We start from the raw sequence: 2,325 nt of genomic DNA, 5'->3' as shown, positions 1-2,325 counted from the left end.
CTATGCGGGTATTCCCATTCGTGTGATCGAGACGGATGGCGCGGGTCAGGAGATTCTCGGATTTAACGAATTGGATAAGGCCGGAACAGCTTCGGATACCGGCTCCATTTACGCGATCAAGTTTGGCGCAGAGCAGTATGTCTCGGGCCTACGTAACGGTGGTGTATCGGTGCGTGACCTTGGGGAAATCGACAGCAAGCCGGTATTCCGTACCCGGATTGAGTTTTATTGCGGTATGGCAGTATTCCATCCACGGGCTGCTGCACGGCTCCGATATATCAAAAAATCGTAATGTTGTGACGTGGTGGAACAGTCTGCCACGTCTTTACTTTTGGTAAGGAGGGACTATCTTGGCGAAATATCGGATTAAAACTCCAAACGTAATTTACAACGGCGTGACCGAGGGCGTACTTTTTCAAAACGGTGAAGCCATTGTTGAAGATGAACGTCTGAAAAACCTTCTGACGAATGACTACGGCTATACCGTAGAAGTGATCGAGGAAAAAACCGTAGAAGATAAGAAACCCAAAACGCCCACGAAGTAGGTGAGTAATTGGTTGACCTGAATCGAGCCAACACCTATTTTACGAATGATGTTCTTCATAACGAGGAATGGGTAATTACGGATAACTCCACTCGCCAAAGGGCTTTAGTCAGTGCAGAAACCCAGCTATACCGGTTATTCCGCATCTATCAACCCGATATTCGGCCTCTTCCCGAAGAAGCGGTGTTTGAACAGGCTCTTTGGCTGTTGGGAATGGATGAAACGGTTCGTAAATCCGAACAAGGTGTAAAAGCCGTGTCGGTTAGCGGACTGAGTATCACTATGGATGGGATACGACGGATTTCCCCGGAAGTCATTGCTATCCTTGGTCGCCGAGTAGGGAGGTATGTCGATTGATTCCCATGAAGCAGACCGTATCTATCTTCAAGGCAGGGGAGCTAGACATCTGGGGAAAACCGTCTTGGGGGGAGGCCGTATCTCATCATTGCCGGATTGACACTACATCTAAGCGTAGTGTCGAAGTCAACGGGCAAGTCGTAGTATCTACAGCAGAAATTTTGCTCAAAGGGCGAGTGGCTGTTGGATTTGGCGATCAGATTGAGTGGGTCGATGAATTAGGCTGTACCTATATGAAGACCCCGGTAAGTATCGCAATCATTCGTGACTTCTCCGGCAAACCGATGTTCACCAAAGTGGTGATTTGATGAAAATCCAAGTGAAAATTTACGACCAGGTTCTAAAACGAATCAACATGGATATCCGAAACCAGTTAAAACAAGCGGTGCATGACTGTGCTGACGACCTCGTTCGCACGTCATCCGAAACCGCCCCGCACGACAAAGGTATCTTGGAAAAATCCTACGCCAAGGAAGTAATCGCCGCCTCAAATCAGGTAACAGCGAAAGTAGATTATAGCGTGAAGGAAGGCGGCTTTAATTACGCTTTAGCCATGCACGAAATGAATTACCGGCTCGGTCCCGGCTCCCTGGCGAAACCTGGAGGGTACGGCATGAGTGGCAAGCATTATCCCGTAGGCAATCAGTTCCTCACCCGTCCACTGGAAGGGGAAGCTCAAACCTACAAAGATCACATTGAACGGGAACTTCACAAAGCATTGAAGGGGGCTTGATGCGATGAGAATGGTAGAACTTATCGCTGTTCTTCAGCAGTTCATCCCCTTCAGGTATTTTGCGAACTCCTTCCCGGCGACGGTTGATGATTGTGCCGCTATTCGATTGACTGGAGGCGGAGAAGCCAGCGTAAAGGCCAACCTAAGCCGACCTACAATACAGATATTGATTCGCGCCAGCGATCCGGCGACGGCCGAAGCGAAGGCGACCGAAATTTATCAGACGTTTAACGGCAAACGAGACTTCGACGTGGGACCCACCCACGTCATTTTTTGTACCTCTCGACAATCCAGCCCATCCTTTCTAGGCTTTGATGAAAACGACCGAACCATCTATTCAATAAACTTCGCACTGATTACAGAGGAGGCCTGAAACTTTGGCAAAAATCGCAGGCGTAGACGTATTGCTCTATGTCCAAACGAGCGGGACGGATGCTTCCCCGACCTACACCGTTGTGGGTGGGCAAAGCGGAGCCACATTGAATCGCTCGGCCAACCTAATTGAAACCACATCAAAGGACGCCTATGGATGGGCCGAGAATGTGGCCGGGGTTTTATCTTGGTCTATCGAATGTGACGGATTCATGCTGGGTAGCGATACTGCGTTAGATCATTTGGATGAAGTGTTTAACAGCCGGTCGACGCTCAAAGCCGAAATCCGACTACCCTCTGGCAAGAAATATACCGGAAC

Annotated in this window: 6 protein-coding genes and 1 pseudogene; all 7 read left to right on the top strand. The window is 49.2% G+C overall.

Translation table 11 applies throughout. The features are described 5' to 3' along the window. Nucleotides 1-292: pseudogene (locus tag H1S01_RS19965) on the top strand (major capsid protein); the annotation flags it as partial. A 58-nt stretch (nucleotides 293-350) separates the two neighbouring features. After that, nucleotides 351-545, top strand: coding sequence for a hypothetical protein (locus H1S01_RS19960; RefSeq protein ID WP_188042137.1), 195 nt, complete (start codon nucleotides 351-353; stop codon nucleotides 543-545). Nucleotides 546-553: 8 nt separating this feature from the next. Next, nucleotides 554-901: a hypothetical protein gene (locus H1S01_RS19955; protein ID WP_188042136.1), complete on the top strand. Its 348-nt coding sequence runs from the start codon at nucleotides 554-556 to the stop codon at nucleotides 899-901. Next, on the top strand, nucleotides 898-1,209 hold the full coding sequence (locus tag H1S01_RS19950) for a hypothetical protein (RefSeq protein WP_188042135.1): 312 nt from the start codon (nucleotides 898-900) through the stop codon (nucleotides 1,207-1,209). The genes H1S01_RS19955 and H1S01_RS19950 overlap by 4 nt, the downstream gene beginning before the upstream one ends. Continuing rightward, nucleotides 1,209-1,634, top strand: a complete 426-nt coding sequence (locus H1S01_RS19945; protein ID WP_188042134.1) for a hypothetical protein — start codon at nucleotides 1,209-1,211, stop codon at nucleotides 1,632-1,634. The genes H1S01_RS19950 and H1S01_RS19945 overlap by 1 nt, the downstream gene beginning before the upstream one ends. Before the next feature lie 4 nt (nucleotides 1,635-1,638). After that, on the top strand, nucleotides 1,639-2,007 hold the full coding sequence (locus H1S01_RS19940; RefSeq protein WP_188042133.1) for a minor capsid protein: 369 nt from the start codon (nucleotides 1,639-1,641) through the stop codon (nucleotides 2,005-2,007). Nucleotides 2,008-2,011: 4 nt separating this feature from the next. After that, nucleotides 2,012-2,325 (top strand): phage tail tube protein (locus H1S01_RS19935; protein ID WP_188042132.1); only part of this gene is annotated, 314 nt, incomplete at its 3' end.

The sequence above is a fragment of the Heliobacterium chlorum genome, assembly GCF_014502795.1.
GTDB lineage: Bacteria > Bacillota > Desulfitobacteriia > Heliobacteriales > Heliobacteriaceae > Heliobacterium > Heliobacterium chlorum.
Note: the sequence above shows the minus strand (reverse complement) of the source record. Positions and strands in the feature narration are given on the sequence as shown.